Consider the following 24,258-nt stretch of genomic DNA (forward strand, 5'->3'; position numbering starts at 1 on the left):
TAGTGAATTGTTGAGAGCCCAAATGGGCCGATGCTTGAAACGCGCGCGTCGCAAGCATGGAGCACGCCCATAAAGGGCCCACGAAGCAGCCGGCAGCGGTGCTTGCTTGCAAACCGCTGCCGGCAGCGTTGACGGGTTCTCAGTTCAGGTGGTTTCGACCTTCTTCGGCTTGGTCGAGCCGATCATCTTCCAGTTCTTGTAGAACATCGAATTGATGCGCTCGACGCTGACCGAGACCACCGCGAGCATGCCTGCGATCAGCCCCGGGAACGGGGACGGCCGGATAATGTCCATGAACACGCAGTAGCGGCGGCCGTCAAATTCATTGACCGAACGATGCAGCAGCGTGTCGTCGAAAATGAACAGCGGATTGTCGTACCAGTAATTCTTGACGCTGCCGCATTCGACGAAGATTTCCGACTTCACCGGGACCAGATTGTAGAGGATGCGCAGGCTGAGCCGCAGCGGTCCGAAATGCCAGGAGGTCGATTCGCGCTTGCTGAAAACGGAAACGGCGATCGTCTTGATGTATTTGAAATCCTTGTTGAACTCGGCGACGTTGTCGATTTTGTGCTTGCCGTACCACTGGTAGACATACATGCCGCGTCGGCCGGCGCCGAAATTGGCGTCGATGTCGGCGATGATCTCGTCCTTGCGCGCTTTGAAGATGTCCAGGACCTCATTGACCTCGCGCTGATAGTCAGCGGGAAACTGCTCCAGCTTCCACACGCCGGGATTTCTGTAGCAGAAGAGATCGACCAGCAGATTGAACGGCGACAGCAGCCAGGTGAACAGGCCGTTGCCAAGGAAGTAGCCTGAGAACAGCGACAGGTCCTTCCTGTCGTTGCGCAGCACGTCGATCAGGCCGCAAACGATGAAGATCGTCGTCAGGATGGGGATGAAATAGAAGCCAAGGGCGAGAAGCGGGATGGCAATGGCGAATTTGCGAAGCGATTTGCGAAGGGTTTTTGTCATTTTTCCACGCGCGGAGCGCGATCCTGTTGCGAATGAGGTGCCAAAGTCTCGGCAACGACCACCGCCCGGTCGTGCGCTTTGATAAGGTTTTTTGGGTCACCACACAACGGCCACGGCATTGTGGCCAGGCGGCTGCCTGGTGGAGCCCGCCGGCATCAGGTCAATGCACCGCCGGCAAGCCAAGCTCGTCCCATTTTTCCCTGGCCACGGGATCGCCGACCAGGAACTCAAAGCCGATGACGCTTTCGCCGTCCTGTGCGAGCTGGCATTTGAATTTCAGACCATACCAGTTTCTGCTACTGCGGAAAGCCGCACCATTTGCTGCAATCGTGGTTCCTGCGATTTTTTCCTCAGCTGTCGCATAGGGCACGACGCGTTCCGGCTGAAAATCCGCGCGCCAGCGGCGAATCTGGTCCATGGCCTCGAGATTGCACAATTGCACCATGCGTTCGTCCGAAGCGAAGGTCGCGAGATCAGCGCGCGCCTGCCGGCTGCGCGGATCGGCAAGCGTCTTGGCCGACAGCATTTCGGTCGGATGGATCATGGCCGGAGCATAGGGCAGTTGAGTTTGAGGGGCATTCGGCGGTGGCGTTGGTGTTGGTGCTCGCGCCTCTGGCGCCGGAAGCGGTGCTGGCGCTGGCCGCGGCCTTGTCGAAGCCTCGAACTGCTGCGGTGTCAGAATGTCGACCGATACCCGCTCCTCCTCCAGCCGTTTCGGCCGCTTCGGCAGCGGCATCAGGGCCAGCGTGGCGGCCAGCAGCGTGTGGAGAACGACCGAGGCGGAGATGCCCCAGGGAGAAGCCTCGTTTCGCAGCGTGACGACCACCGGGCCGCGCAAGCCTGTTATTCCCGCTCTTTGCGCAACTTCGCCCAATAATCGAGCCGTTTTCGGATGTCGCGCTCGAAACCGCGCTCTGGCGGGTCATAGAAGGTCTGGCGGCCCATTTTCTCCGGAAAATAGTCCTGGCCCGAAAAGGCGTCCGGCTCATCGTGATCATAGCGATAGCCAGCGCCATAATCCTCTTCCTTCATCAGCTTGGTCGGCGCGTTGAGGATATGCTTCGGCGGCAGCAGCGAGCCATGCTCCTTCGCGGCCCGCGTGGCCGCCTTGAAGGCGTTGTAGACGGCATTGGATTTGGGCGCAGTGGCGAGATAGACGGTGGCCTCGGCAAAGGCGAGTTCGCCCTCCGGCGAGCCGAGATAATCGTAGGCGTCCTTGGCGGCATTGGCGATGACCAGCGCCTGCGGATCGGCAAGGCCGATATCCTCCATCGCCATGCGCACCAGCCGGCGGCCGAGATAGAGCGGATCCTCGCCAGCGTCGAACATGCGGGCGAGATAGTAGAGCGCGGCATCAGGATCGGAGCCGCGCACCGACTTGTGCAGCGCCGAGATCAGATTGTAGTGCCCGTCCTGGCCCTTGTCGTAGATCGGCGCGCGGCGCTGGACGATGCGCTGCAGCCCCTCGGGATCGAAGATCTCGCCAGGCTTGGCGGCACGCCAGACTTCCTCGGCGAGCGTCAGCGATGCGCGGCCGTCGCCGTCGCTCATGCGAATCAGCATCGTGCGCGCCTCGTCGTCGAGCGGCAGCGCCCTGCCCTCCGTCTCCTCCGCCCTTGTCATCAGCTTGGCGATGCTCTCCTCGCCCAGCGAATGAAAGACCATGACGCGCGCACGAGACAACAGAGCAGCGTTGAGTTCGAAGGACGGGTTTTCGGTTGTGGCGCCAACCAGGACGACCGTCCCATCCTCCATGACAGGGAGAAAGGAATCCTGCTGGGCGCGGTTGAAGCGATGGATCTCGTCAACGAAAAGCAGGGTCTGGCGGCCGTTGGCACGACGCAACTTTGCCCCCTCGAAGACTTTCTTCAGGTCGGCAACACCGGAAAAGACCGCCGATATCTGCTCGAAGGCCAGGCTGGTCTCGCCGGCAAGCAGCCTTGCCACCGTGGTCTTGCCGGTGCCGGGCGGACCCCAGAAAATCATCGAGCCGAGCGAGCCCGAACCGATCAGCCGCGTCAGTGCGCCATCGGGGCCTGTCAGATGCTCCTGGCCGACAACTTCGTCGAGGTTTTTCGGTCGCAGCCTGTCGGCCAGCGGCCGCCCGGGCGGCACCTTCTCCGGTTCGTCAACGCTGAACAGATCGGCCATTTATGTCTTCAGGTTGGGGCATATCTTCAGGTTGGAGCCCGGCCCTTCCGGATCGAGCTCAGTAACGCAATACCTGGCGCAGTATCTGCCCGCCGCGCTCGACGGTAAAGCGCCACCAGCGCGTATCCTGCTGGGCTACTTGCGCCAGCGTTGCGGCGGTGTCGATGGTGGTGCCGTTGACCTCGCGCACGATATCGCCCGGCAGGAAGCCGAAATCGGCGGCCGGCGAATCGCGATTGATGTCGATCACCGTCACCCCCTTGAGATCGGTGCGAAGGCCGAGCTTCTGGGCAAGTCGCGGCGACAATTCCGCGACCTTGGCGCCCGAGAACGGGCTGCGGCCATGCAGCGTCACTTCCGCGGCTTTCGCCCCCTCCGGCGCGCGCTCCAGGGCGATGTCCATCGCCGCCTGCTGGCCCTTGGTCAGGATCGCGAAATTCGCCTTAGTGCCGATCGACAACGTCGCCATGCGATAGTCCAGCGCCTCGATGCTCTCGACCGGCTTGCCGTTGATCTGCAGTACGACGTCACCCGGCTTCAACCCGGCCTTGCCGGCGGGTCCCGTGGCTTCGACAGAAGAGACAAGAGCCCCGGTCGGCTTTTCCATGGCAAGCGATTCGGCGATCTGCGGTGTCACCGCTTCGAACTCGGCGCCGATATAGGGCCGCTCGAAGAAATCGAGGCCGGCCTTGGCGGCATCGGCGAAAGCGCGCACCATGTTGGCGGGGATGGCAAAGCCGATGCCGATCGAGCCGCCGCTGCGGCTGTAGATGGCGGTATTGATGCCAACCAGCTGCCCGCCCATGTTGATCAGAGCGCCGCCGGAATTACCGGGATTGATGGCGGCGTCGGTCTGGATGAAGTAGCCCGAATCCGAGACGCCGATATGGCTGCGGGCGAGTGCTGAAACAATGCCGCTGGTGGTAGTCTGGCCGACGCCGAAGGGATTGCCGATGGCCAGCACCAGATCGCCGACCTCGAGCGCGTCGGAATCACCGATGGCGATAACCGGGAACGGCTTGTCGGACTCGATCTTGAGCACGGCAAGATCGAGCGTTTCGTCCTTGAGCATCACCTTGCTGGTGAATTCGCGGCCGTCGGCGGTCGCGACCTTGACCTCATCGGCATCCTTGATGACGTGGAAGTTGGTGACGACGACGCCGCTTGGGTCGACGAGCACGCCCGAGCCCAGCGACGACTGCGCCCGGGGCTGCGCACGGCCGAAGAACTCCTCGAAGAACGGATCGCCTTCAAAAGGCGATGTGACTTTGGCTGTCTGCGATGCATAGACGTTGACCACGGCGGGCGCGGTTTGCTTGACCAGAGGGGCAAACGAGAGCTGCACCTCCTCGCGGCCGAACGGCACGCGCTTGTCGGGCCCCGAGGTGCCATTCTCGCCCTCAACGCCATGCAACAGATCGGTTAGCACGTCCGACAAGCCCGGATCGGCAGGCTTTGCCGCGTCCTCGGCAAGCGCTTGCCTCACTGCCGGCGCGGCTGCGAACGCCATGAAGGCGCAGAGCAGAACAAGGGACAGTCTTTTGGCGCGCATTCGCGAATCCTCCAAGGCAAGTTCGGGCGCATTGTCCCGACGATTGTGCAAAATGAAAGGCTAAGCCGCTGAAATCCGATTATTTTTAGCAGCAAAAGAGCTACAGCTGAACTTGAAACCGAAACCTCGTCGGCCCTCATGAAAAAACAACTGGTGTCATTCCGTGACTTTTTGAAGACCGGCAGCTTGGGGCCGATCTCCCCCGACATGACAATGGCCGAGATTGTCGAAGTGCTCGGCATGCCTGAGCATGCCGATCCAGACTATTGGACGTTCGGAAAGCTCGAAATTTCCTTTGATGTCGAGCCGCCTAGCCAGATGAACTGGTTTCAAATCGAGGAAGCCGGTTACCTCAAAGGCGAGTTGGAGGTGATCACCGATCGCCTTGCACTTTCGCTGGATGGGTTCAGCGGAAAGACGAAGCCATCGCAATTCCTGGATGCCAGCCTATGGGCTCCAGATCAGGTCAAAATTTTCTACGCAGCTAGCGGCGATGACATCTTGCTGAACATCTGCGCCGGATCGATCCAGATCCACTTCCGCGTTGACACCGACTTCATCGGCGACCAGGACGCCGAAAGATATTTGAACAGTTCCGCCATTTCGCAATTGGTCGCGGAGATTGATTCTCACGCCGTCCTCGACAGTATCTATTCATATCCCTACCCGAAGGCTGAAGAGGTACCTGGAGCGTTCAACTGGACGCCGCTAAGCGGAACCGACTACCTGAATCTGCCCAATAGGCAAAAAAACACAGACAAGTAAAAAGGGGCCCGCAGGCCCCTTCAATTCACTCCGGAAAGACCGAGCCTTATGCGGCCGCAGCGTCCGCGTCGGTGCCTTCGGCTTCGATGCGGGCTCGGTCGCCGGCGCCCTTGGCCGAGGTGTCACGATCGACGAACTCGATGACGGCCATCGCGGCATTGTCGCCGTGACGGAAGCCCGCCTTCATGATGCGCAGGTAGCCGCCATTGCGGTTGGCGTAGCGCGGCGCGATGGTGTCGAACAGACGCTTGACGACGCCTTCATTGCCGATCTGGGCAATGACCTGGCGGCGGGCGTGCAGGTCGCCGCGCTTGCCGAGCGTCACCAGCTTCTCAACGATCGGACGCAGGTCCTTCGCCTTCGGCAAGGTGGTGACGATCTGCTCGTGCTCGAGCAGCGACACGGCGAGGTTGGCGAACATCGACTTGCGATGGCTAATGCTTCTGGCGAAGCGGCGGCCTTTGAAACCGTGGCGCATGGCTCTTTTCCTTCTTCAGTTGTTCAAGAGGCCGCGGCCTCTGATGGTTTTCCGCATGACCGTCGGATCGAGCGGCTTACGCCGCCGATCCTTGGAATTCATGCTCAATATTGGTCTTCGTAACGCTTAGCGAGGTCTTCGATGTTTTCCGGCGGCCAGTCCGGCACTTCCATGCCGAGGTGGAGGCCCATCGCCGCCAGCACTTCCTTGATCTCGTTCAACGACTTGCGGCCGAAGTTCGGGGTACGCAGCATCTCGGCTTCGGTCTTCTGGATGAGATCGCCGATGTAGACGATGTTGTCGTTCTTCAGGCAGTTGGCCGAACGCACCGAAAGCTCGAGCTCGTCGACCTTCTTGAGCAGCGCCGGGTTGAAGGCGAGCTCGGTGACGGCTTCGGCAGCGACTTCCTTCTGCGGCTCGTCGAAGTTGACGAACAGTCCGAGCTGGTCCTGCAGGATGCGGGCGGCGAATGCAACCGCGTCCTCGCCGGTGATCGAGCCATCGGTCTCGATGGTCATGGTCAGCTTGTCGTAGTCGAGAACCTGGCCCTCGCGGGTGTTTTCGACCTTGTAGGAGACCTTCTTGACCGGCGAATACAGGCTGTCGACCGGGATTAGACCGATCGGCGCGTCTTCGGCCCGGTTGCGTTCTGCCGGCACGTAGCCCTTGCCGGTGTCGACGGTGAATTCCATGCGGATTTCAGCGCCTTCGTCCAGCGTGCAGATGACGTGGTCGGGATTGAGGATTTCGACATCGCCAACCGTCTGGATGTCGCCAGCCAGAACCGCACCCGGTCCCTGCTTGCGAACGACCATGCGCTTGGGGCCATCGCCTTCCATGCGGATGGCGATTTCCTTGATGTTGAGGACGATGTCGGTCACGTCCTCGCGCACACCGGCGATGGACGAGAATTCATGCAGAACACCGTCGATCTGCACGGCGGTAACAGCCGCACCGCGCAGAGAAGACAGAAGCACGCGGCGCAGCGCGTTGCCCAGCGTAAGGCCAAAGCCACGCTCAAGCGGCTCGGCGACCAGCGTGGTCAGCGTCTTCTTCTTCGACGAGAACTCGATCTTGTTCGGCTTGATCAGTTCTTGCCAATTTTTCTGGATCATGATGCTTTCCTTCCGTTGACCCGCCACCATCCAATCGTGGCGGGCGACCTGGAATGCCGTGGAGGAGCGCCCCTAGGGCGCTCACGCGGCGTTCGATAAATTGCTTAGACGCGGCGCTTCTTGCGCGGGCGGCAGCCATTGTGCGGGATCGGCGTCACATCACGGATCGAGGTGATGGTGAAGCCGGCCGCCTGCAGGGCGCGCAGAGCAGACTCACGACCCGAGCCAGGTCCGCAGACCTCGACTTCGAGCATGCGCATGCCGTGTTCCTGGGCCTTCTTGGCAACGTCCTCGGCAGCCATCTGGGCAGCGAACGGGGTCGACTTGCGCGAACCCTTGAAGCCCTGGGCACCGGCCGACGACCAGGCAATCGAATTGCCCTGCGCGTCGGTGATGGTGATCATCGTGTTGTTGAAGGTCGAATTGACGTGGGCAACGCCCGACGAGATATTCTTGCGTTCGCGACGGCGAACACGAGCGGCTTCCTTGGCCATGATAGTCCTTTCAGTTGATCTCTACACCGCCGTAATGCCAGCGGCTCCACCTTTGAAAGCGAGTAGTGAGTAGGGAATAGCGAATAGGAGACCCCTACTCGCCAATGGCTACTCGCTATTCGCTCACTTACTTCTTCTTGCCGGCGATCGACTTGGCCGGGCCCTTGCGGGTACGCGCATTGGTATGCGTGCGCTGGCCGCGAACCGGCAGCGAGCGGCGGTGACGCAGGCCGCGGTAGCAGCCGAGGTCCATGAGACGCTTGATGTTCATCGACACTTCGCGGCGCAGGTCGCCCTCAACCTGATAGTCGCGGTCGATAGCCTCGCGGATCTGCAGCACTTCCGCGTCGGTCAGCTGGTTGACGCGACGCTCGGCCGGGATGCCGACCTTGTCGACGATCTCCTGGGCGAACTTCTTGCCAATGCCGTGAATGTACTGAAGCGCAATGACGACGCGCTTGTTGGTCGGAATGTTGACGCCGGCTATGCGAGCCATGTTCTTCTCTTCTCCATTTGGGCGGACCAACCCTCAAAAACGAGGTAGGCCCGGCGCTGTCAAAGTTGCCCCGCGTCCGGTGGAGGCCGGCCCTTGCGGGAGTTTCCAGTTCAAAGCGACCGCCTTGCCCTTGCGGACAAGCAAAGTGCGCATCTGATAGGAAGACGGGCCGCCATACCGCAGCGAACCGCCTTCGTCAAGTGCAATCTTTATTTTCCCCTAACGCGCCTTGGCGGCCGCAGCGAGAACGGCTTCGATCTCGGCGGTCACCGCGTCGATGCTGGCCATGCCGTCGACAGTCTTGAGCCTGCCCTTGGCGTAGTAGTAGCCGGTCAGCGGCGCGGTCTTCTTGTAGTACTCGCGCAGGCGCTCTTCGAACACCGCGGGGTTGTCATCCTTGCGAACTGGCTGGCCAGCGGCTTTGGCATCCTCGGCGCGCTTGACGATCCGGCCGACCAGGGCCCTGTCGTCGACGACCAGCTCGATGACCGTATCGAGGCTGATGCCACGATCCGAAAGCATCGATTCAACCGCATCAGCCTGGACCAGCGTACGCGGATAACCGTCAAGGATAAATCCCTTGGCGCAGTCGGCCTGGTCGATCCGCTCGGCAACAATGGCGTTGACGATGGCGTCAGATACCAGCTCACCGGCATCCATCACCGCCTTGGCGCGCTTGCCGACTTCGGTATCGGCCTGAACGGCGGCACGCAGCATGTCGCCCGTCGAAAGCTGGGGTATGCCGTATTTGTCTACCAGTCTTTGTGCTTGTGTCCCCTTGCCCGCCCCTGGCGGCCCAAGCAAAATCAACCTCATCTGGCTTTCTTCCCCCCGCGCAGCTTCGACTTCTTGATCAGGCCTTCATACTGGTGCGCAATCAGGTGGCCCTGAATCTGCGCAACCGTATCGAGCGTGACACTGACCACGATCAGAAGCGATGTGCCACCAAGGTAGAATGGTACGCCAGTCGCCGAGATCAGGAACTCCGGCAGCAGGCAGACCAGCACCAGATAGATGGCGCCGACGACGGTGATGCGGGTGAGAACGTAATCGATGTAATCGGCGGTGCGCTCGCCCGGACGATAGCCCGGGATGAAGCCCGAATGCTTCTTGAGCTGGTCGGCGGTGTCCTTCGGGTTGAAGACAATCGCTGTGTAGAAGAAGGCGAAGAACACGATCATCGCCGCATAAAACAGCATGTAGAGCGGCTGGCCGTGGCCAAGCGAGGCCAGAATGGTGCTAGCCCAGGCAGGCATGTTGGTCGTCTGCGAGAAGCCCGCAACGGTGGCAGGCAGCAGCAGCAGCGACGAAGCGAAGATCGGCGGAATGACGCCTGACGTGTTGAGCTTGAGCGGCAGGTGCGAGGTGTCGCCCTGGAACATGCGGTTGCCGACTTGCCGCTTCGGATACTGGATCAGCAGGCGGCGCTGGGCGCGCTCGAAGAACACGATGAGCGCGATGACGACAATGGCCAGAACGATGATCGCCAGGATCAGGCCAGTGGACAAGGCGCCGGTGCGGCCGAGTTCCAGCGTACCGGAGATGGCATGCGGCAGGCCGGCGACGATGCCGGAGAAGATGATCAGCGAAATGCCGTTGCCGATGCCACGCGCGGTGATCTGCTCGCCGAGCCACATCAGGAACATGGTGCCGCCAACCAGCGTGACGACGGTGGAGATGCGGAAAAACATGCCGGGATCGCTGACGATGCCGGCGCCGTTCTCAAGCCCCACTGAAATGCCGTAGGCCTGCACGAGCGCCAGCAGCACGGTGCCATAGCGCGTGTACTGGTTGATGACCTTGCGGCCCTGCTCGCCTTCCTTCTTCAGCGCTTCCAGCGAGGGAATGACCGATGTCATCAGCTGCATGATGATGGAGGCGGAGATGTAAGGCATGATGCCGAGCGCAAAGATCGCCATGCGCTGCACGGCACCGCCGGCGAACATGTTGAACATGCCGAGCACGCCCTTGCTCTGCGAGGAGAAGGCCTGGGCGAAGGCGTCGGGATTGATGCCGGGAAGCGGGATATAGGTGCCGAGGCGATAGACGAGCAGCGCGCCGATGGTGAACCAGATGCGCTTCTTCAGGTCCTCCGCCTTGGCGAAGGCCGAGAAATTCAGATTCGAGGCTAGTTGTTCAGCAGCCGAAGCCATGCCTGATTCTCCGCTTGGTAACGCTTGATGGCCCGTGAGGTCAGGCGGTGCGTTTCACCGAAGCTCACGAGATAAGCTCCGGGCCCTAAACATGCAAGCGGCCGCGTTGACGCGGCCGCCTAATTGAGCACATCAAAGCGCAATCGTGAGCAAAAACGGGATCCCATTCCTGCCGATCGCGCCTCAAATTGCCGTTACTCGGCAGTTGCCTTTTCCGGCAACTTGACCGAACCGCCAGCCTTTTCGATCTTCTCGATCGCGGCCTTGGAGGCACCAGCGACGTCGAAGGCGAGCTTCGCCTTGATCTCGCCGTCCGAGAGGATGCGCACGCCATCCTTGACGCGGCGGATGACGCCGGCGGCAACGAGCGATTCAGCCGTCACGGTAGCCTTGGCATCGAGCTTCTTGGCATCGATGGCGACCTGGATGCGGGCCAGCGAGACGACGGTGAAGCTTTTGGCGAAGATGTTGTTGAAGCCACGCTTCGGCAGGCGCCGGTAGAGCGGCATCTGGCCACCCTCGAAGCCGTTGATGGCGACGCCGGAGCGCGCCTTCTGGCCCTTGACGCCGCGACCGGCGGTCTTGCCCGAGCCGGAACCGATGCCGCGGCCGAGACGCTTCTTGGAGTGCGTCGCGCCGTCCTTGTCACGCAGATCGTTGAGTTTCATCTGGGTTCTCCTGCGCTTTGGCTCAGCCCTCGTCCACAACGCGGACGAGATGCTGAACGGCGGCGATCATGCCGCGCACGGAAGGCGTATCTTCCAGGGTGCGCTGCTTGTGCATCTTGTTGAGGCCGAGGCCGACCAGCGTCGCGCGCTGTTCCTTCGGACGGCGGATCGGTGAACCGATCTGCTCAACGGTGATGGTCTTGGTTGCTTTCTTGGCCATGGTCAAAATCCCTGGTCAGATCGACTATTCTTCAGCCGCAACGGCGGTGCCGCGGCGGGCCTGAAGGGTCGAATACTTGATGCCGCGAGCAGCAGCCACATCCTTGGGATGCATCTGGCTCTTCAGCGCGTCGAAGGTGGCGCGAACCATGTTGTAGGGGTTCGACGAACCCATCGACTTGGCAACCACGTCATGCATGCCGAGCGTCTCGAAGACAGCGCGCATCGGGCCGCCGGCGATGATGCCGGTACCCTGCTTGGCAGCGCGCAGCAGCACGCGTCCAGCACCCCAGCGTCCTTCGACGTCATGATGCAGCGTACGGCCCGAACGCAGCGGCACGAAGATCATGTCGCGCTTGGCCGATTCGGTTGCCTTGCGGATAGCCTCAGGCACTTCGCGCGCCTTGCCGTGACCAAAGCCGACACGGCCCTTCTGGTCGCCGACGACGACGAGTGCCGCAAAACCGAAGCGACGGCCGCCCTTGACGACCTTGGCGACGCGGTTGATGTGGACAAGCTTGTCCACCATCCCGTCATCGCGTTCTTCACGATCGCGGCCGCGGCCGCCATCCCTACGTTCCTGTGCCATATCCTGTTCCTTGTTTTTTTCCGGAAGCACGGTTGCTGATAAGATCCGGTGCCTCGCCCCGAAAAAATCGGGAAACGGTCACCGGGGGCGAAGCTATTTTTTCCTTCGCATAATCCTTATCCGAAAAGTCTGCAACTTTTCGGGATCATGCTTAGAAGCTCAAGCCACCTTCGCGGGCGGCTTCGGCCAGCGCCTTGACGCGGCCGTGATAGATGTAGGCGCCGCGATCGAAGACGACTTCCTTGACGCCGGCCTTGGTGGCGCGCTCGGCGATCAGCTTGCCGATCGCAGCAGCTGCTGCGGTGTCGGCGCCAGTCTTGAGCGAACCCTTGAGGTCCTTCTCGAGCGTCGAAGCAGCAGCGATGGTGTGACCCTTGGCGTCGTCGATGACCTGAACGTAGATGTTCTTCGACGTGCGGTGGACCGAGAGACGCGGACGCTCGCCGGCGACCTTCTTGATCTGACGGCGGACGCGCTGCGCGCGACGCTGGATGGATTCCTTGGTAGCCATGATAGTTCCTTGCCTTCAAAAAACGGGGGCCGCCATATGCGGTAGGCGAAAGCGCCTCCCGCGACCGCTCCCCGCGGCGTTACGTTTCCTTGGCTTGGCCCCTTCCGAAAAGTCTGCAACTTTTCGGGGCCAAGCCCATTACTTCTTCTTGCCTTCCTTGCGGACGATCTTCTCGCCAGCGTAACGGACGCCCTTGCCCTTGTAAGGCTCGGGGCCGCGGTATTCGCGGATCTCGGCAGCCACCTGGCCAACCTGCTGCTTGTCGATGCCGGCGATGGTGATTTCGGTCGGCTTCGGCACGGTGATGGTGATGCCTGCCGGCGTCTCGTAGACGACGTCATGGCTGAAGCCAAGAGCCAGCTGCAGGTTCTTGCCCTGAAGTGCGGCGCGATAGCCGACGCCGGTGATCTCGAGCTTCTTTTCGAAGCCGTCCTTCACACCCTGCAGGATGTTGACGATCTGCGTGCGCGACATGCCCCACTTGGAGCGAGCCGTCTTGGTCTGGTCGCGCGGCTGCACAGCAATCTCGCTGCCTTCCAGCTTGACCAGGACTTCGTCGTTCACCACGAACTTCAGCTCGCCCTTGGGGCCCTTCGCCGTCACGGTCTGGCCGTTGACGGTCGCGGTCACGCCCTGCGGCAGCGAAACGGGTTTCTTTCCAATACGAGACATTTTGTTGTCCTCGTCACTTCTCTTGTTTCAGGTCTCTGTCTTCGGAAACGATCCGAAGACCGGATTCCACTTTGCGGGTCAACTGCCAGATCAGAAGATCTGGCAGAGGATCTCGCCACCGACGTTCTGTTCGCGTGCTTCGTGATCGGCCATCACGCCCTTCGGCGTCGAAAGGATGGCGATGCCGAGGCCGTTGGCGACGTGCGGGATCGACTTGGCCGAGACGTAAACGCGGCGGCCCGGCTTCGAAACGCGCGCGATTTCACGCACGACCGGCGCGCCGTCGAAATACTTCAGCTCGATTTCGATTTCGGACTTGCCGTTATCGAAGTCGGTCTGGCTGTAGTCGCGGATGTAGCCTTCAGCCTTCAGCACGTCGAGGACGCGGGTGCGCAGACGCGAAGCCGGGGTCGAGACACTCGACTTCTTGCGGCCGTAGGCGTTGCGGATGCGGGTCAGCATATCGCCGAGAGGATCGCTCAATGACATGTTATGTGCTCCTTACCAGCTCGACTTGACCAGGCCCGGGATCTGGCCGTTGTTGCCGAGATCACGAAGCGCGATGCGCGATACTTTGAGCTTACGATAGTAGGCACGCGGACGGCCGGTGACTTCGCAGCGGTTGCGGATGCGGATCTTGGCCGAGTTGCGCGGCATGGCGGCAAGCTTGAGCTGAGCGCGGAAGCGCTCTTCCATCGGCTTGGACTGATCCATGATGATCGCCTTGAGCGCAGCGCGCTTGGGACCGTACTGGTCGGCAAGCTTGCGGCGCCTGTTGTTCTTCTCGACTGAGCTGGTCTTTGCCATTTCAGATTTTTCCTTTTCTCGCTGCCGTTACTGGCGGAAGGGGAAGTTGAAAGCCTTGAGCAATGCCCTGGCTTCGTCGTCCGTCTTCGCAGTCGTACAAACGATGACGTCCATGCCCCAGATCTGATCAACCTTGTCGTAGTTGATCTCCGGGAACACGATGTGTTCCTTGATGCCCATGGCATAGTTGCCACGGCCATCGAAGCTCTTCGGATTCAGTCCGCGAAAGTCGCGGACGCGTGGCAGCGCGATGTTCACCAGGCGGTCGAGGAACTCGTACATGCGTTCCTTGCGCAGTGTGACCTTGGCGCCGATCGGCATGTTCTCGCGGACCTTGAAGCCAGCGATCGAATTGCGGGCGCGGGTGACGACGGCCTTCTGGCCGGCGATCATCGCCAGGTCCTCGGCGGCAACCGAAGGCTTCTTCGAATCGGCGGTCGCTTCGCCAACGCCCATGTTCAGCACGATCTTGTCGAGGCGCGGAACCTGCATTTCGTTGTCGTAGCCGAACTGCTCCTGCAGCGCCTTGCGAATGGTCTCGTTATAGACCTGCTTGAGGCGCGGCGTGTTGGCGGCAGTCGCCTGCTTGGTTTGAGCCTTAGCCATTGATGACTTCTCCCGAGCGCTTGGCGACGCGCACCTTCTTGCCGTCCTTCTGGAAGATGAAACCGACGCGGGTCGGCTTGCCATCCTTGGGATCAGCCAGCGCGATGTTCGACAGCTGGATCGGCGCTTCCTTGGTGATAATCCCGCCCTCTTGGGACTGGGACTGCTTCTGGTGACGACGGATCATGTTGACGCCGCGCACCAGCGCGGTGTCTTCCTTCGGCTGAACCGAGAGGACTTCGCCCGAACGGCCCTTGTCCTTGCCGGCCAGCACGACGACCTTGTCGCCTTTTCTAATCTTTTGCATTGGTCCGGCTCCTTACAGCACTTCAGGCGCGAGCGAGATGATCTTCATGTGGTTCTTGGCGCGGAGTTCGCGCGGAACCGGTCCGAAGATACGCGTGCCGATCGGCTCTTTCTTGTTGTCGACGAGAACGGCCGCGTTCTTGTCGAAACGGATCACGCTGCCGTCCGGGCGGCGGATGTCCTTGGCCGTGCGAACCACGACCGCCTTCATCACATCGCCCTTCTTAACGCGGCCGCGCGGAATGGCTTCCTTGATCGACACCACGATGATGTCGCCCACGGAAGCGTATTTCCGCTTCGAGCCGCCCAGCACCTTGATGCACATGACACGACGCGCGCCGGAATTATCCGCCACGTCGAGGTTTGTTTGCATCTGAATCATGACTGGCCGCCTTCTTCTTTTCTAACGGGACGAGCTCGAAGCCCCTCCCCGGTCTGTCCAAAATTCGTTTGTTTACGCCTGGTCCGAAGACACAACGATCCAGCGCTTATCCTTGGAAATCGGCTTCGATTCCTGGATGAACACCTGATCGCCAACCTTGTGGGCGTTGTTCTCGTCGTGCGCCTTGTACTTCTTGGTCATGCGCACGGTCTTCTTCATCACGGGATGCGTGAAGCGCCGTTCGACCTTGACGACAACCGTCTTCTCGTTCTTGTCGCTGACGACGGTGCCCTGCAGAATGCGCTTTGGCATGGTTTTCGTCCTTAAGCCTTCTTAGCCGCGGACTTTTCCGCAGCGATGGTCTTGATGCGCGCAATGTCCTTACGGACCTGTCTCACGCGTGCGGTCTTCTCGAGCTGGCCGGTGGCCTTCTGGAAGCGCAGGTTGAACTGCTCCTTCTTCAGGCTGGCCAGATCGTCGGTCAGCTGATCCTGGGTCTTGGTCCGGATGTCTTCGGCTTTCATGATCAGCCCGTCCTTATTCTGCGATGCGCTGTACGAAGCGCGTCTTGACCGAGAGCTTGGCCGCGCCGAGACGCAGCGCCTCACGGGCGGTTTCTTCATTGACGCCGTCGATCTCGAACATGATGCGGCCCGGCTTGACGCGCGCCGCCCAGTAGTCGACCGCGCCCTTGCCCTTACCCATGCGGACTTCGGTAGGCTTCGAAGTGACCGGCACGTCCGGGAAAATACGGATCCAGACGCGACCAGCGCGCTTCATTTCACGCGTGATCGCGCGGCGGGCCGCCTCGATCTCACGTGCAGTGACGCGGTTCGGCTCAAGCGCCTTCAGCCCGAAACCACCGAAATCCAGATTGGTGCCGCCCTTTGCGGTACCATGGATACGGCCCTTGAACTGCTTGCGGAACTTTGTGCGCTTTGGCTGCAGCATCGTTCTAACTCCAAATTCCTAAATGTCTCAGGCGTTTTCGCGACGACGACCGCGTTCGCGATCACCACCACCGCCATGCGCAGCATCACCCTCGGTCGCGCGGCGCTCCGAAGCCATCGGATCGTGCTCGAGGATCTCGCCCTTGAATACCCAGACCTTGACGCCGCAGATGCCGTACGCCGTATGCGCTTCAGCCGTGCCGTAGTCGACATCGGCGCGCAGCGTGTGCAGCGGAACGCGACCTTCGCGGTACCATTCCATGCGCGCGATCTCGGCGCCGCCGAGACGGCCGGAGCAGTTGATGCGGATGCCTTCGGCACCGAGGCGCATCGCGGACTGAACGGCGCGCTTCATGGCACGACGGAAAGCGATACGGCGCTCGAGCTGCTGGGCGATCGACTGGGCGACCAGGGTCGCGTCGATTTCCGGCTTGCGCACTTCGACGATGTTGAGGTGCGTCTCGGACTTCGTCATCTCCATCAGCTTCTTGCGAAGCTTCTCGATGTCGGCGCCCTTCTTGCCGATGATCAGACCCGGGCGCGCGGCATGAATGGTGACGCGGCACTTCTTGTGCGGGCGCTCGATCACGACCTTCGAGATCGCGGCCTGCTTGAGTTCCTTCTCAAGATACTTGCGGATCTTGATGTCCTCATGCAGCAGCTTGCCGTACTCGCCCGTGTTCGCGAACCAGCGCGAATCCCAGGTGCGGTTGATGCCGAGGCGCAGACCGATCGGATTGACTTTCTGGCCCATTATGCGGCCTCCCCTTTTTCTTCGACTTCACGAACGACGATCGTGAGGTGCGAGAACGGCTTCTCGATGCGGCTGGCGCGACCACGGCCACGGGCGTGGAAACGCTTCATGACGATCGACTTGCCGACATAGGCTTCCGCCACCACCAGCGCATCGACATCGAGGTCGTGGTTGTTTTCCGCGTTGGCGATCGCCGATTCCAGCGTCTTCTTGACCGTGCCGGAAATCCGCTTGGCCGAGAATTCGAGGTCGGAAAGCGCTGTCGCGACCTTCTTGCCGCGGATGAGCGCGGCAACGAGGTTCAGCTTCTGCGGGCTGATACGGATCGTGCGCAATACGGCGCGCGCTTCGTTATCAGCAAGCCTGCGCGGAGCTTTGGCCTTGCCCATGATTATTTCCTCTTCGCCTTCTTATCCGCGCCGTGACCGTAATAGGTCCGCGTCGGAGCGAATTCACCGAACTTATGACCGACCATGTCCTCGTTCACCGAGACGGGAACGTGCTTCTGGCCGTTGTAGACACCGAAGGTGAAGCCGACGAACTGCGGCAGGATGGTGGAGCGACGGCTCCACATCTTGATCACCTCATTGCGACCACCTTCACGAACCTTGTCCACCTTCTTGAGAAGGTAGCCGTCGATGAAGGGGCCTTTCCAAATAGAACGAGTCACTTGGCGTTACCTCTTCTTAGCTCTTGCGCTGATGGCGCGAGCGCAGGATGAACTTGTCGGTCGCCTTGTTGGACCGCGTCTTCTTGCCCTTGGTCGGCTTGCCCCACGGGCTGACCGGATGACGGCCACCGGAGGTGCGGCCTTCACCACCGCCATGCGGATGGTCGACCGGGTTCATGGTCACGCCGCGATTGTGCGGGCGCTTGCCACGCCAAACCGTGCGGCCGGCCTTGCCGTCGTTGATGTTGCCGTGGTCCGGGTTGGACACGGCACCGACAGTGGCCATGCAGGAGCCGTGAACGACACGCTGCTCGCCCGAATTGAGGCGCAGGATCGCCATGCCCTGGTCGCGGCCGACCAACTGGCCGTAGCCACCGGCCGAACGAGCGACCTGGGCACCCTTGCCCGGCTTCAGCTCGATGTTGTGGACGATGGTGCCGACCGGCATCGAGGCCAGCGGCATCGCATTGCCCGGCTTCACGTCGACCGCTTCGCCGGCCACGATCTTGTCGCCGGGAGCCAGACGCTGCGGAGCAATGATGTAGGACAACTCGCCATCATCATACTTGATCAGCGCGATGAAAGCGGTGCGGTTCGGATCGTATTCGATACGCTCGACCGTGCCGACGACGTCGAACTTGCGGCGCTTGAAGTCGATGATGCGGTACGAACGCTTGTGACCACCGCCGATAAAGCGAGCCGTGATGCGACCGTGATTGTTGCGGCCGCCCGACTTGGTTAGGCCTTCAGTCAGACCCTTGACGGGCTTGCCCTTGTAGAGGCCCGAGCGGTCGACGATGACCAGCTGGCGGGTGCTCGGCGTTACCGGGTTGAATTTTTTCAGTGCCATGTTTCTGTCCTCGCGGCCTTGCTCAGAGACCCGTCGCGACGTCGATCGACTGACCGTCGGCCAGTGTCACAATCGCCTTCTTGACGTCGCTCTGGCGGCCAACCGTGCCACGGAAGCGCTTGATCTTGCCCTTGCGGACAAGCGTGTTCACGGCCATCACCTTGACGCCAAACAGCGCTTCGACGGCAGCCTTGATTTCCGGCTTCGACGCCTTCTTGGCGACGTTGAAGACGACCTGGTTGTTCTCGGAGGCCATGGTCGACTTTTCGGTGATCGCCGGCGAGACGATCACGTCATAATGACGAAGGTCGGTCATTTAAAGCGCTCCTCGAGAGCCTCGACGGCGGCCTTCGAAAGGACCAGCGTGCCGCGGCGCAGAATGTCGTAGACGTTGATGCCCTGGATGGGCAGCACGTCGATGTTTGGAATGTTGGTCGCGGCCAGCTTGAAGTTCTTGTCAAGCTCGGCGCCGCCAATCAACAGGGCGTTGGTCAGGCCCAGCGTCGCGAAATTCGCGATCAGCGCCTTGGTCTTGGCCTCGGTCAGCTTCAGCTCGTCGATGATGATGATCGACGCGCTCTTGGCCTTGGCCGAGAGAGCATGCTTGAGGCCAAGCGCACGAACCTTCTTGGGCAATTCATGCTCGTGGCTGCGAACGACCGGGCCGTGGGCCTTGCCGCCGCCGCGGAACTGCGGAGCGCGTGCCGAATGGTGACGGGCGCGGCCCGTACCCTTCTGCTTGTACATCTTGGCACCGGTGCGCGCGATTTCGGCGCGACCCTTGGCCTTGTGCGTGCCCTGCTGCTTCTTGGCGAGCTGCCAGCGCACTACGCGCTGCAGAATATCCTCGCGCGGATCAAGGCCGAAAATCTCCTCGGAGAGTTCCACCTTGCCGGCGTCTTTACCGCCGAGCGTTGTGATCTTGAGATCCATTATTCTGCTCCCTCTGCGGCCGGAGCCTCGTTCTTGGCGACGACACGGATCGCGGCGGGCTTCGGCGCATTGGCCGGCAGTGCCACCTTGGCCGCATCGCGGACCAGGATCCAGGCGCCCTTCGATCCGGGAACCGCACCGCGGATCAGGATCAGGCCGCGATCGGCGTCGGTCGAAACGATCTCGACATTCTGTGTGGTGACGCGGGTGTCGCCCATGTGGCCAGCCATATGCTTGCCCTTGAACACCTTGCCCGGGTCCTGACGCTGGCCGGTCGAACCGTGTGTACGGTGCGAGACCGAATTACCGTGCGTCGCGCGGCCACCACCCATGTGGTGGCGCTTGATGACGCCCTGGAAACCCTTGCCGATCGTCGTGCCCGTCACATCGACCTTCTGGCCGGCGACGAAGTGCTCGACGGTGATCTCGGCGCCAACATCGATCATGTTGTCGGCGGAGACGCGGAACTCGGCGACTTTCGCTTTCGGCTCGACGGAAGCGGTCGCGAAATGGCCGCGCAGCGCCTTCGACGTGTTCTTCACCTTGGCGAGGCCAACGCCGAGCTGAACGGCGGTGTAGCCATTCTTCTCCTGCGTGCGCTGCGCCACGACCTGGCAGTTCTCCATCTGGAGAACGGTGACGGGAACATGTTCCCCGGCATCGTTATAGATGCGGGTCATTCCCACCTTCTTTGCAATCACACCTGAACGCATCGGTTCAATTCCTTTAGAGTTCCGGGCCAGGGGCACCGCCCCTTACCGCGCTCTCATTCCCTTAGAGCTTGATCTCGACGTCAACGCCGGCGGCCAAATCGAGCTTCATCAAAGCATCGACGGTCTGCGGGGTCGGGTCGACGATGTCGAGCAGACGCTTGTGCGTGCGCATCTCGAACTGCTCGCGGCTCTTCTTGTCGACGTGAGGCGACCGGTTAACCGTGAACTTTTCGATCCGCGTCGGCAGCGGAATGGGGCCGCGGACGTTTGCCCCGGTGCGCTTGGCCGTCGACACGATTTCCTTCGTCGAGGCGTCAAGCACGCGGTGATCAAACGCCTTCAGGCGGATGCGGATATTCTGTCCGTTCATGCGTCAATTCCTTGTTCTGGCGCGGCGCGGGCAACTTCCGCGCCCGCGACAGATCGGTTTAAGTCCAAATTACTCTTTGATGGTGACGACGATGCCGGCACCGACGGTGCGGCCGCCTTCACGGATGGCGAAGCGCAGCTTCTCTTCCATGGCGATCGGCACGATCAGCTCGACGTCGACCGTGATGTTGTCGCCAGGCATAACCATCTCGGTGCCTTCCGGCAGCGACACGATGCCGGTCACATCCGTCGTGCGGAAGTAGAACTGCGGACGGTAGTTGGTGAAGAACGGCGTGTGACGGCCACCTTCGTCCTTGGTCAGGATGTAGGCTTCGGCCACGAACTTCTTGTGCGGCTTCACCGTACCGGGCTTCGCCAGAACCTGGCCGCGCTCGACACCTTCACGATCAACGCCACGCAGCAGCGCGCCGATGTTGTCGCCAGCCTGGCCCTGATCGAGCAGCTTGCGGAACATTTCAACGCCCGTGCAGGTCGTCTTGGTCGTCGGACGAATGCCGATGATCTCGAGTTCCTCGCCAACCTTGACAATGCCGCGCTCGACGCGGCCGGTCACGACCGTGCCACGGCCCGAGATCGAGAACACGTCTTCGATCGGCATCAGGAACGGCTTGTCCAGCGGACGAACCGGGGTCGGGATGTAGGCGTCGACCGCAGCCATCAGCTCGCGGATCGCGTCTTCGCCGATCGTCTTGTTGGAATCTTCAAGAGCAGCCAGCGCCGAACCCTTGACGATCGGAATGTCGTCGCCGGGGAATTCGTTCTTCGACAAAAGCTCGCGAACCTCGAGCTCGACCAGTTCGAGCAACTCGGCGTCGTCGACCTGGTCGACCTTGTTNANNAACACCACGATCGACGGCACGCCGACCTGACGGGCNAGCAGGATGTGCTCGCGGGTCTGCGGCATCGGGCCGTCGGCGGCCGAAACGACCAGGATCGCGCCGTCCATCTGCGCGGCACCGGTGATCATGTTCTTCACATAGTCGGCGTGGCCGGGGCAGTCGACGTGGGCGTAGTGGCGGGCAGCCGTCTCGTATTCGACGTGAGCCGTCGAGATGGTGATGCCGCGTGCCTTTTCCTCAGGCGCCGCATCGATCTGGTCATAGCGCTTGTATTCGCCAAAATACTTCGTGATCGCCGCCGTCAGCGACGTCTTGCCGTGATCGACGTGACCAATCGTGCCGATGTTCACATGAGGCTTGTTACGCTCGAATTTACCTTTTGCCATAGTCTCTTTCCTTGGACGGCCTTGACCTTCAGTTCAGTCGAATGCGGGGCGATTAGCGACAAAGGCCAAAAAACACAAGCGTCTTTTGGCCGGGTGCCGTCTCACTCAGTCCGAACCTGGGATCCGATTGCGGGGATGTGGCGCTGATATAGGAAGGCGAAGCGTGAAATGAAATGGGCGACAGGCCGATCGACAGAGGCCCGCATCAAGTGCTCCCATCGGCCAATCCCTGTCTGAGTTCACGGCCAGTTGATGGCCCATTGCGGTCGTTATCGAGGTCTGATCTCCTGATCCGATGCATTTCATCCCTGCCTCGATCCGTGGCCCCCTGTTCATGATCGTTTCGACCGGGTCGTACCTGGTCAACGATACGATGATGAAACTCGCGACCGCAGGCCTGCCGTCCTACGAAGTGCTGTTCCTGCGCGGGGTCGCGGCAACGCTCTGGGGCTTCCCGCTGCTGTTCCTGCTCGGCTACGGCAAACAGATCCCGCTGATCTTCGACAAACGCGTGCTGCGCCGGAACCTGCTCGAACTGGCGGCGATCCTTTGCTATGTCGTGGCGCTCGCCAATATGCAGATCGCCGATTCCACGGCGCTCGGACAAATCACGCCGCTGCTGATGCTGGTCGGCTCCTCGATCCTGTTTGGCGAACGCGTCGGCGGCCAGCGCATGGCGCTGATAGGGCTTGGCTTCATCGGCGCGCTGATGGTGGCGCAGCCGACCATGCAAGGCATTTCGATCTATGCGTTGCTGGCGCTGGGCAATGCCGCGCTTGCAGCCGCGCGCGATCTCGCCGGCAGACGGGTTTCGGCCGAGGTACCGGGCATGATCGTGGCGATTTCGGCCGTCGTGGTGGTGCTGATCGGCGCCGGCGCCGCGCATCTGGTTTCCGAGCGCTGGGTGATCCCAGAGGCACGCCACCTGCTGCTGATAGCCGGCGCCGGGTTTTTCCTGATCTTCGGCCATTTCTTCATCTTCATGGCCTACCGCGTCGGACCGACCAGCGCCGTGGCGCCGTTCTATTACTGCTTCACCGTCTGGGCGGTCATTTCGGGCCTGCTGGTGTTCGGGCAGTTCCCCAACACGCTGGCCGTCTGCGGCATCCTGCTGGTGGTGGGCAGCGGGCTGACCATCGTATCGCTGGATCAGCGCAAGCGCAGGCTGACCGTCGTCGCATAGCATCGACACCCGAGCGCTTGTTTCCGATGCTGCAGAGGCCAGATTGATCGTCTATCCGGCGGAGCCATGATCAATCAGCCAAGCGAGCTTCCCATGACCGATTTTGACCAGAACAGGAACTCCGACGCCGAGCATAAGGCCGCCATTCGCAAGTCGCTGGTCGGCTGGGCGGTGTTCATCGCCGGAACGCTGATCTTCTTCGCCGCGGCCGATGCCGTGCTGATGCCATAGGCAAGCCCGAAGCCGGTCTTGCCTCAGCAAAAATCCGAAACTTCAGATCATCCGGCTGACGCTTAGAGCGTCCGGCGTCCGCTGAACTGGTGGTAGGCCCACAGCACAACTATCGCGCCAACCACTGAGACGATCAGGCTGGAGATGTTGAGCCCGGTGACACCCACGCCAAAGATTTGGCTGCAGATCACGCCGCCGACGATGGCGCCGACAATGCCGAGCACGATATCCATGAGCAGGCCCTGGCCGGTCTTGTTGACGATCTTGCTGCCGATGAAGCCGGCGATGGCGCCGAGAATGATCCAGCTGATGATACCCATTTTTTCCTCTCCATCCCTCGCCAGCCCGACATTTTCATATGATTGTCAAAACCACAAGCGAGCTTGAAATCCCGCCCGAATGCGCCATTGTTGGAGATGGGCTGGGCTTGGTTGAGATGGAGGATCCACCTATGGGACTTTTTGACAATGCCGTTCCTGGCGGCAACATCACCAAACCACTGATGATCGCGCTCGGCGCGCTGCTGGTGGGAAAGATGCTGAGCGGCAGAAGTGCCGATCAGCCGGATCAAGCGCCTGCGCCAACCGACCCAACGCCTGCCGGAACCACCGCCAGCGACGGCGGCCTGCTCGGCGGTCTGGGCGGCCTGCTCGACAAGCTCAGGGATGCCGGTCACGGCAACGCCGCCGACTCCTGGGTCGGCACCGGGCAGAACCAGTCGATCAACGCCAATGATCTCGGAGCAGCGCTTGGGCCGCAGGTCATCCGCGAGATCGCGCAACGCACCGGCATGGATGAGGGGGAACTGCTCAAGCAGTTGTCCACGGCTTTGCCAGGCATCGTCGACAAGCTGACGCCGAACGGCCAAGTGCCACAACAGCACCAGGTGGCTTCCGCGTTCAACAGCTGACGTTGCGCTGAAACGTTGAAGCGCTGCGCATCGGTCGCGCAGCGCTTGGCTTGCGGTTTCTGCCTGCGTGGAAATCTGAGGCTGGGTGAAGGTCTGGAGCGGGTAGCGGGAATCGAACCCGCATATTCAGCTTGGAAGGCTGCTGCTCTACCACTGAGCTATACCCGCGCCTTGCACTGAAGTACCGGATTCAATGGAAAAGCGCCATGCGCTTTTCGTCTCCGATGCTTTTCGTGTTTTTACGTTTCAGGGCTTCCGGGCCGGCAGTGGTGGAGAGGGTTGGATTCGAACCAACGTAAGCTAAGCTAACGGATTTACAGTCCGTCCCCTTTAACCACTCGGGCACCTCTCCAGTCTGCCGCCGGAGCCATGCAACGAGGCATTCGCGCCAATTCGGACCCGAGTTGTGTCTTCTCCGAAACCAGCGAAGCGCCTTATGGCGGCAAGGCCATTGGGTGTCAACCGCGCAGGAAGGGTTTTTCGATGTTGTTCGCCGACTGCGGCGACTGG

General features: G+C 61.1%; 37 protein-coding genes and 2 tRNA genes. 4 read left to right on the top strand and 35 right to left on the bottom strand.

All coding sequences use genetic code 11. The features are described from left to right. Positions 1–144: 144 nt before the first annotated feature. The 4 genes from A3A9_RS0100185 to A3A9_RS0100200 all read right to left on the bottom strand — a co-directional run bounded on the left by A3A9_RS0100185 (position 145) and on the right by A3A9_RS0100200 (position 4,678). Positions 145–975, bottom strand: a complete 831-nt coding sequence (locus A3A9_RS0100185) for an aspartyl/asparaginyl beta-hydroxylase domain-containing protein (RefSeq protein ID WP_027057006.1) — start codon at positions 973–975, stop codon at positions 145–147. Positions 976–1,135: 160 nt separating this feature from the next. Next, complete coding sequence (locus A3A9_RS45600; protein ID WP_245278947.1) at positions 1,136–1,813, bottom strand: DUF930 domain-containing protein; 678 nt, start codon at positions 1,811–1,813, stop codon at positions 1,136–1,138. A 5-nt stretch (positions 1,814–1,818) separates the two neighbouring features. After that, positions 1,819–3,126: a replication-associated recombination protein A gene (locus tag A3A9_RS0100195; protein WP_027057008.1), complete on the bottom strand. Its 1,308-nt coding sequence runs from the start codon at positions 3,124–3,126 to the stop codon at positions 1,819–1,821. Between the two features lie 58 nt (positions 3,127–3,184). Next, the gene (locus A3A9_RS0100200; protein WP_027057009.1) at positions 3,185–4,678 is read right to left on the bottom strand and encodes a DegQ family serine endoprotease; all 1,494 of its coding nucleotides are present in this window, start codon (positions 4,676–4,678) and stop codon (positions 3,185–3,187) included. Between the two features lie 138 nt (positions 4,679–4,816). On the opposite strand from A3A9_RS0100200, the gene A3A9_RS0100205 reads away from it, so the two are divergent. Continuing rightward, entirely contained in the window at positions 4,817–5,443 is a 627-nt protein-coding gene (locus A3A9_RS0100205; RefSeq protein WP_027057010.1) for a hypothetical protein, read from the top strand. Between the two features lie 46 nt (positions 5,444–5,489). Here A3A9_RS0100205 and rplQ read toward each other — a convergent pair whose 3' ends face one another. The 28 genes from rplQ to tuf form a co-directional block, all read right to left on the bottom strand. Beyond that, entirely contained in the window at positions 5,490–5,921 is a 432-nt protein-coding gene (rplQ, locus tag A3A9_RS0100210; RefSeq protein ID WP_027057011.1) for a 50S ribosomal protein L17, read from the bottom strand. Between the two features lie 104 nt (positions 5,922–6,025). Continuing rightward, positions 6,026–7,036, bottom strand: coding sequence for a DNA-directed RNA polymerase subunit alpha (locus tag A3A9_RS0100220; protein WP_027028847.1), 1,011 nt, complete (start codon positions 7,034–7,036; stop codon positions 6,026–6,028). 104 nt (positions 7,037–7,140) lie between these two features. Then, on the bottom strand, positions 7,141–7,530 hold the full coding sequence (rpsK, locus tag A3A9_RS0100225) for a 30S ribosomal protein S11 (RefSeq protein WP_006205444.1): 390 nt from the start codon (positions 7,528–7,530) through the stop codon (positions 7,141–7,143). Between the two features lie 127 nt (positions 7,531–7,657). Further along, positions 7,658–8,026, bottom strand: coding sequence for a 30S ribosomal protein S13 (gene rpsM / locus A3A9_RS0100230; RefSeq protein WP_023757968.1), 369 nt, complete (start codon positions 8,024–8,026; stop codon positions 7,658–7,660). A gap of 219 nt (positions 8,027–8,245) precedes the next feature. After that, on the bottom strand, positions 8,246–8,842 hold the full coding sequence (locus A3A9_RS0100235) for an adenylate kinase (RefSeq protein WP_027057012.1): 597 nt from the start codon (positions 8,840–8,842) through the stop codon (positions 8,246–8,248). After that, the gene (gene secY, locus A3A9_RS0100240) at positions 8,839–10,179 is read right to left on the bottom strand and encodes a preprotein translocase subunit SecY (protein WP_027057013.1); all 1,341 of its coding nucleotides are present in this window, start codon (positions 10,177–10,179) and stop codon (positions 8,839–8,841) included. Before secY ends, A3A9_RS0100235 begins: the two co-directional genes overlap by 4 nt. A gap of 194 nt (positions 10,180–10,373) precedes the next feature. Further along, the gene (gene rplO, locus A3A9_RS0100245; RefSeq protein ID WP_027057014.1) at positions 10,374–10,847 is read right to left on the bottom strand and encodes a 50S ribosomal protein L15; all 474 of its coding nucleotides are present in this window, start codon (positions 10,845–10,847) and stop codon (positions 10,374–10,376) included. 22 nt (positions 10,848–10,869) lie between these two features. Beyond that, complete coding sequence (rpmD, locus tag A3A9_RS0100250; protein ID WP_006205449.1) at positions 10,870–11,067, bottom strand: 50S ribosomal protein L30; 198 nt, start codon at positions 11,065–11,067, stop codon at positions 10,870–10,872. 24 nt (positions 11,068–11,091) lie between these two features. Then, positions 11,092–11,655 carry a 30S ribosomal protein S5 gene (rpsE, locus tag A3A9_RS0100255; protein WP_006333394.1) on the bottom strand — a complete coding sequence of 188 codons (564 nt, stop codon included), beginning with the start codon at positions 11,653–11,655 and terminating at the stop codon, positions 11,092–11,094. Between the two features lie 151 nt (positions 11,656–11,806). Then, complete coding sequence (gene rplR, locus A3A9_RS0100260) at positions 11,807–12,166, bottom strand: 50S ribosomal protein L18 (RefSeq protein ID WP_032925343.1); 360 nt, start codon at positions 12,164–12,166, stop codon at positions 11,807–11,809. 138 nt (positions 12,167–12,304) lie between these two features. Continuing rightward, on the bottom strand, positions 12,305–12,838 hold the full coding sequence (gene rplF, locus A3A9_RS0100265) for a 50S ribosomal protein L6 (RefSeq protein WP_027057015.1): 534 nt from the start codon (positions 12,836–12,838) through the stop codon (positions 12,305–12,307). A gap of 90 nt (positions 12,839–12,928) precedes the next feature. Beyond that, positions 12,929–13,327 (bottom strand): 30S ribosomal protein S8, encoded by a 399-nt coding sequence (gene rpsH / locus A3A9_RS0100270; protein ID WP_006205453.1) that lies wholly within the window; start codon positions 13,325–13,327, stop codon positions 12,929–12,931. Between the two features lie 12 nt (positions 13,328–13,339). Beyond that, positions 13,340–13,645 carry a 30S ribosomal protein S14 gene (gene rpsN / locus A3A9_RS0100275; protein WP_013895695.1) on the bottom strand — a complete coding sequence of 102 codons (306 nt, stop codon included), beginning with the start codon at positions 13,643–13,645 and terminating at the stop codon, positions 13,340–13,342. A gap of 27 nt (positions 13,646–13,672) precedes the next feature. Further along, positions 13,673–14,251, bottom strand: a complete 579-nt coding sequence (rplE, locus tag A3A9_RS0100280; RefSeq protein WP_027057016.1) for a 50S ribosomal protein L5 — start codon at positions 14,249–14,251, stop codon at positions 13,673–13,675. Beyond that, positions 14,244–14,558 carry a 50S ribosomal protein L24 gene (rplX, locus tag A3A9_RS0100285; RefSeq protein WP_013531428.1) on the bottom strand — a complete coding sequence of 105 codons (315 nt, stop codon included), beginning with the start codon at positions 14,556–14,558 and terminating at the stop codon, positions 14,244–14,246. Before rplX ends, rplE begins: the two co-directional genes overlap by 8 nt. 12 nt (positions 14,559–14,570) lie before the next feature. Continuing rightward, the gene (rplN, locus tag A3A9_RS0100290) at positions 14,571–14,939 is read right to left on the bottom strand and encodes a 50S ribosomal protein L14 (RefSeq protein WP_006205457.1); all 369 of its coding nucleotides are present in this window, start codon (positions 14,937–14,939) and stop codon (positions 14,571–14,573) included. A 72-nt stretch (positions 14,940–15,011) separates the two neighbouring features. Further along, positions 15,012–15,251 carry a 30S ribosomal protein S17 gene (gene rpsQ, locus A3A9_RS0100295; RefSeq protein WP_010909280.1) on the bottom strand — a complete coding sequence of 80 codons (240 nt, stop codon included), beginning with the start codon at positions 15,249–15,251 and terminating at the stop codon, positions 15,012–15,014. Between the two features lie 11 nt (positions 15,252–15,262). After that, entirely contained in the window at positions 15,263–15,463 is a 201-nt protein-coding gene (gene rpmC / locus A3A9_RS0100300; protein WP_006205459.1) for a 50S ribosomal protein L29, read from the bottom strand. Positions 15,464–15,476: 13 nt separating this feature from the next. Continuing rightward, positions 15,477–15,890 (bottom strand): 50S ribosomal protein L16, encoded by a 414-nt coding sequence (gene rplP, locus A3A9_RS0100305; protein WP_013531427.1) that lies wholly within the window; start codon positions 15,888–15,890, stop codon positions 15,477–15,479. Between the two features lie 27 nt (positions 15,891–15,917). Beyond that, on the bottom strand, positions 15,918–16,643 hold the full coding sequence (gene rpsC, locus A3A9_RS0100310) for a 30S ribosomal protein S3 (RefSeq protein ID WP_027028840.1): 726 nt from the start codon (positions 16,641–16,643) through the stop codon (positions 15,918–15,920). Further along, complete coding sequence (rplV, locus tag A3A9_RS0100315; RefSeq protein ID WP_010909277.1) at positions 16,643–17,032, bottom strand: 50S ribosomal protein L22; 390 nt, start codon at positions 17,030–17,032, stop codon at positions 16,643–16,645. The genes rpsC and rplV overlap by 1 nt, the downstream gene beginning before the upstream one ends. Positions 17,033–17,034: 2 nt before the next feature. Continuing rightward, positions 17,035–17,313, bottom strand: a complete 279-nt coding sequence (gene rpsS, locus A3A9_RS0100320; RefSeq protein WP_006205463.1) for a 30S ribosomal protein S19 — start codon at positions 17,311–17,313, stop codon at positions 17,035–17,037. 16 nt (positions 17,314–17,329) lie between these two features. After that, positions 17,330–18,163, bottom strand: a complete 834-nt coding sequence (gene rplB, locus A3A9_RS0100325) for a 50S ribosomal protein L2 (protein WP_015317983.1) — start codon at positions 18,161–18,163, stop codon at positions 17,330–17,332. A 22-nt stretch (positions 18,164–18,185) separates the two neighbouring features. Next, positions 18,186–18,479 carry a 50S ribosomal protein L23 gene (locus A3A9_RS0100330; protein ID WP_027028839.1) on the bottom strand — a complete coding sequence of 98 codons (294 nt, stop codon included), beginning with the start codon at positions 18,477–18,479 and terminating at the stop codon, positions 18,186–18,188. Next, positions 18,476–19,096 carry a 50S ribosomal protein L4 gene (rplD, locus tag A3A9_RS0100335; protein WP_027057017.1) on the bottom strand — a complete coding sequence of 207 codons (621 nt, stop codon included), beginning with the start codon at positions 19,094–19,096 and terminating at the stop codon, positions 18,476–18,478. The genes A3A9_RS0100330 and rplD overlap by 4 nt, the downstream gene beginning before the upstream one ends. After that, positions 19,096–19,809, bottom strand: coding sequence for a 50S ribosomal protein L3 (gene rplC / locus A3A9_RS0100340; RefSeq protein ID WP_027057018.1), 714 nt, complete (start codon positions 19,807–19,809; stop codon positions 19,096–19,098). The genes rplD and rplC overlap by 1 nt, the downstream gene beginning before the upstream one ends. A gap of 61 nt (positions 19,810–19,870) precedes the next feature. Then, on the bottom strand, positions 19,871–20,179 hold the full coding sequence (rpsJ, locus tag A3A9_RS0100345) for a 30S ribosomal protein S10 (RefSeq protein ID WP_010909272.1): 309 nt from the start codon (positions 20,177–20,179) through the stop codon (positions 19,871–19,873). Between the two features lie 69 nt (positions 20,180–20,248). Next, complete coding sequence (gene tuf, locus A3A9_RS0100350; protein WP_027057019.1) at positions 20,249–21,424, bottom strand: elongation factor Tu; 1,176 nt, start codon at positions 21,422–21,424, stop codon at positions 20,249–20,251. Between the two features lie 295 nt (positions 21,425–21,719). On the opposite strand from tuf, the gene A3A9_RS0100355 reads away from it, so the two are divergent. Together A3A9_RS0100355 and A3A9_RS45040 are read left to right on the top strand one after the other, a co-directional pair. Beyond that, positions 21,720–22,607: a DMT family transporter gene (locus A3A9_RS0100355; RefSeq protein ID WP_027057020.1), complete on the top strand. Its 888-nt coding sequence runs from the start codon at positions 21,720–21,722 to the stop codon at positions 22,605–22,607. A gap of 93 nt (positions 22,608–22,700) precedes the next feature. Further along, positions 22,701–22,838, top strand: coding sequence for a hypothetical protein (locus A3A9_RS45040; protein ID WP_202596349.1), 138 nt, complete (start codon positions 22,701–22,703; stop codon positions 22,836–22,838). A gap of 62 nt (positions 22,839–22,900) precedes the next feature. Here A3A9_RS45040 and A3A9_RS0100365 read toward each other — a convergent pair whose 3' ends face one another. Further along, positions 22,901–23,158, bottom strand: coding sequence for a GlsB/YeaQ/YmgE family stress response membrane protein (locus A3A9_RS0100365; RefSeq protein ID WP_027028819.1), 258 nt, complete (start codon positions 23,156–23,158; stop codon positions 22,901–22,903). A 131-nt stretch (positions 23,159–23,289) separates the two neighbouring features. Between A3A9_RS0100365 and A3A9_RS0100370 the strand changes: the two genes are divergently transcribed. After that, positions 23,290–23,748: a YidB family protein gene (locus A3A9_RS0100370; protein ID WP_027057021.1), complete on the top strand. Its 459-nt coding sequence runs from the start codon at positions 23,290–23,292 to the stop codon at positions 23,746–23,748. 94 nt (positions 23,749–23,842) lie between these two features. Here A3A9_RS0100370 and A3A9_RS0100375 read toward each other — a convergent pair. Together A3A9_RS0100375 and A3A9_RS0100380 are read right to left on the bottom strand one after the other, a co-directional pair. Further along, a tRNA-Gly gene (locus tag A3A9_RS0100375) sits at positions 23,843–23,916 on the bottom strand. A gap of 99 nt (positions 23,917–24,015) precedes the next feature. Continuing rightward, positions 24,016–24,100: transfer RNA gene (locus A3A9_RS0100380), tRNA-Tyr, on the bottom strand. Between the last annotated feature and the right edge of the window lie 158 nt (positions 24,101–24,258).

It is taken from the genome of Mesorhizobium loti CJ3sym, assembly GCF_000472785.1.
GTDB classification, from domain to species: domain Bacteria; phylum Pseudomonadota; class Alphaproteobacteria; order Rhizobiales; family Rhizobiaceae; genus Mesorhizobium; species Mesorhizobium loti_E.

Coding starts and splice junctions, on each gene's coding strand:
- A3A9_RS0100185 (WP_027057006.1), bottom strand. CDS start 975: ATGACAAAAACCCTTCGCAAATCGCTTCGCAAATTCGCCATTGCCATC.
- A3A9_RS0100195 (WP_027057008.1), bottom strand. CDS start 3,126: ATGGCCGATCTGTTCAGCGTTGACGAACCGGAGAAGGTGCCGCCCGGG.
- A3A9_RS0100200 (WP_027057009.1), bottom strand. CDS start 4,678: ATGCGCGCCAAAAGACTGTCCCTTGTTCTGCTCTGCGCCTTCATGGCG.
- A3A9_RS0100205 (WP_027057010.1), top strand. CDS start 4,817: ATGAAAAAACAACTGGTGTCATTCCGTGACTTTTTGAAGACCGGCAGC.
- rplQ (WP_027057011.1), bottom strand. CDS start 5,921: ATGCGCCACGGTTTCAAAGGCCGCCGCTTCGCCAGAAGCATTAGCCAT.
- A3A9_RS0100220 (WP_027028847.1), bottom strand. CDS start 7,036: ATGATCCAGAAAAATTGGCAAGAACTGATCAAGCCGAACAAGATCGAG.
- rpsK (WP_006205444.1), bottom strand. CDS start 7,530: ATGGCCAAGGAAGCCGCTCGTGTTCGCCGTCGCGAACGCAAGAATATC.
- rpsM (WP_023757968.1), bottom strand. CDS start 8,026: ATGGCTCGCATAGCCGGCGTCAACATTCCGACCAACAAGCGCGTCGTC.
- A3A9_RS0100235 (WP_027057012.1), bottom strand. CDS start 8,842: ATGAGGTTGATTTTGCTTGGGCCGCCAGGGGCGGGCAAGGGGACACAA.
- secY (WP_027057013.1), bottom strand. CDS start 10,179: ATGGCTTCGGCTGCTGAACAACTAGCCTCGAATCTGAATTTCTCGGCC.
- rplO (WP_027057014.1), bottom strand. CDS start 10,847: ATGAAACTCAACGATCTGCGTGACAAGGACGGCGCGACGCACTCCAAG.
- rpmD (WP_006205449.1), bottom strand. CDS start 11,067: ATGGCCAAGAAAGCAACCAAGACCATCACCGTTGAGCAGATCGGTTCA.
- rpsE (WP_006333394.1), bottom strand. CDS start 11,655: ATGGCACAGGAACGTAGGGATGGCGGCCGCGGCCGCGATCGTGAAGAA.
- rplR (WP_032925343.1), bottom strand. CDS start 12,166: ATGGCTACCAAGGAATCCATCCAGCGTCGCGCGCAGCGCGTCCGCCGT.
- rplF (WP_027057015.1), bottom strand. CDS start 12,838: ATGTCTCGTATTGGAAAGAAACCCGTTTCGCTGCCGCAGGGCGTGACC.
- rpsH (WP_006205453.1), bottom strand. CDS start 13,327: ATGTCATTGAGCGATCCTCTCGGCGATATGCTGACCCGCATCCGCAAC.
- rpsN (WP_013895695.1), bottom strand. CDS start 13,645: ATGGCAAAGACCAGCTCAGTCGAGAAGAACAACAGGCGCCGCAAGCTT.
- rplE (WP_027057016.1), bottom strand. CDS start 14,251: ATGGCTAAGGCTCAAACCAAGCAGGCGACTGCCGCCAACACGCCGCGC.
- rplX (WP_013531428.1), bottom strand. CDS start 14,558: ATGCAAAAGATTAGAAAAGGCGACAAGGTCGTCGTGCTGGCCGGCAAG.
- rplN (WP_006205457.1), bottom strand. CDS start 14,939: ATGATTCAGATGCAAACAAACCTCGACGTGGCGGATAATTCCGGCGCG.
- rpsQ (WP_010909280.1), bottom strand. CDS start 15,251: ATGCCAAAGCGCATTCTGCAGGGCACCGTCGTCAGCGACAAGAACGAG.
- rpmC (WP_006205459.1), bottom strand. CDS start 15,463: ATGAAAGCCGAAGACATCCGGACCAAGACCCAGGATCAGCTGACCGAC.
- rplP (WP_013531427.1), bottom strand. CDS start 15,890: ATGCTGCAGCCAAAGCGCACAAAGTTCCGCAAGCAGTTCAAGGGCCGT.
- rpsC (WP_027028840.1), bottom strand. CDS start 16,643: ATGGGCCAGAAAGTCAATCCGATCGGTCTGCGCCTCGGCATCAACCGC.
- rplV (WP_010909277.1), bottom strand. CDS start 17,032: ATGGGCAAGGCCAAAGCTCCGCGCAGGCTTGCTGATAACGAAGCGCGC.
- rplB (WP_015317983.1), bottom strand. CDS start 18,163: ATGGCACTGAAAAAATTCAACCCGGTAACGCCGAGCACCCGCCAGCTG.
- A3A9_RS0100330 (WP_027028839.1), bottom strand. CDS start 18,479: ATGACCGACCTTCGTCATTATGACGTGATCGTCTCGCCGGCGATCACC.
- rplD (WP_027057017.1), bottom strand. CDS start 19,096: ATGGATCTCAAGATCACAACGCTCGGCGGTAAAGACGCCGGCAAGGTG.
- rplC (WP_027057018.1), bottom strand. CDS start 19,809: ATGCGTTCAGGTGTGATTGCAAAGAAGGTGGGAATGACCCGCATCTAT.
- rpsJ (WP_010909272.1), bottom strand. CDS start 20,179: ATGAACGGACAGAATATCCGCATCCGCCTGAAGGCGTTTGATCACCGC.
- A3A9_RS0100355 (WP_027057020.1), top strand. CDS start 21,720: ATGCATTTCATCCCTGCCTCGATCCGTGGCCCCCTGTTCATGATCGTT.
- A3A9_RS45040 (WP_202596349.1), top strand. CDS start 22,701: ATGACCGATTTTGACCAGAACAGGAACTCCGACGCCGAGCATAAGGCC.
- A3A9_RS0100365 (WP_027028819.1), bottom strand. CDS start 23,158: ATGGGTATCATCAGCTGGATCATTCTCGGCGCCATCGCCGGCTTCATC.
- A3A9_RS0100370 (WP_027057021.1), top strand. CDS start 23,290: ATGGGACTTTTTGACAATGCCGTTCCTGGCGGCAACATCACCAAACCA.